At 40.0% G+C, this 1,246-nt stretch carries 2 protein-coding genes and 1 pseudogene; all 3 read right to left on the bottom strand.

Going from position 1 to position 1,246, the window contains the following annotated elements:
- On the bottom strand, window positions 1–310 hold a 310-nt coding region (locus tag ACFP56_RS21710; RefSeq protein WP_379238588.1), incomplete at its 3' end, for a hypothetical protein.
- Between the two features lie 91 nt (window positions 311–401).
- Window positions 402–779, bottom strand: coding sequence for a hypothetical protein (locus tag ACFP56_RS21705; protein WP_379238586.1), 378 nt, complete (start codon window positions 777–779; stop codon window positions 402–404).
- Between the two features lie 5 nt (window positions 780–784).
- Window positions 785–1,246 (bottom strand): annotated as a pseudogene (locus ACFP56_RS21700) (hypothetical protein); the annotation flags it as partial.

Here is a 1,246-nt window from a genome sequence, read left to right as displayed (position 1 = left end):
GCTTATACTTAAGGGTAATGATACCGTTTAGCGAATTCACCGCGCCGATTTTCGTATATTCGGTAGATGTATCTGACGTACATGATGTGCCATGGACAGCCACTTCGATTTTTGTTTCAAAATCTGGCTCAGCTTTCGCTACTAATTCACCTGCTCTATCTGAAACCACTCTCATAGGCAGTTGATAAGCATTTGCCAAAAAATCACCTGCAGGAATAACAAAGTTTTTGATTTTGATAGGAGCCGAAAGGTTCCCAGTATCCGTGCAGCCTGGATATGCTCGGCGATTCCACTCCTTGTCTTTTGGCACCTGGCTGTTCGGAAGACAGGTGATGCCATTGCCGTTATCTGCGACATTGCTGTACGCGATAAAATCACTGCTAGTGGCACGCCATACATCACTACCACCGGATCGATCCCAATAATAAATCGATCCGGTATGTGTATTCCCTAGAAAAGGTTTCTACAAAGGTATAGCTCTTTCGCGGTGTAAAGCCCTTCACATTACGGATAAAGGTCCCATTCCTATCATATATTTTCAGTGATTTTATAATCTGCCCATTACCCGCTGTCACTGTCACTCTATTAGTATTTTTCTTAATGTCCTTGGAAAAAAGCCGTCCGCCGTACTCATGATCTTTTTGCTTGTCGCCAGCAAACTCATATTCGATCAACGTACCAGCAGGTGCAGCCTGAACCGTCGTCATCCAAAATTCAGGCCAAGAAGTTACTATAATCGATAGTAGCAGTAACGTTGATATAAATGGATAACCTCGCATCCTCATTATTCCTCATATAGCAACGAAGATATGATTTGTTGTCTCTTGAATGAGCCACCACCACCTGGTGTATCTAAAAAGCCCATTATCTGTCCATACGTTTTTCCGTTTCTATTTTTAGATAGCTTCAGTTTGAAATTTTTGGATATAACTAATGCATTTATATCAACTTTTGTGTTGTTTTTATCTTGTTCGTAAAACACGCTATTTCCTGAGTGCTTGTCTAACGTTTTATCGATCCCATAAATATTAAAATGCATATTGTTACCATAAGAAGTATTTTTATTATTATGGATTAGCTTTGATTTCAGTACAATAATATAATAATCACTTTTTTCCTTGAGTTGGACTTTCTTATACCCAACCTCCCTGTCAACAAAATATGAAAAGTACAGTTTATCTATCGGTGGCAGCAGCTTGCGATTCGGATCCTTCGGATCGGAAAGATCAATCGCTACAAGCTCCTC

The sequence above is a fragment of the Paenibacillus septentrionalis genome (genome assembly GCF_042659865.1).
Classification (GTDB): Bacteria; Bacillota; Bacilli; order Paenibacillales; family Paenibacillaceae; genus Pristimantibacillus; species Pristimantibacillus septentrionalis.
This window is presented reverse-complemented; position numbering and strand designations above follow the sequence as displayed.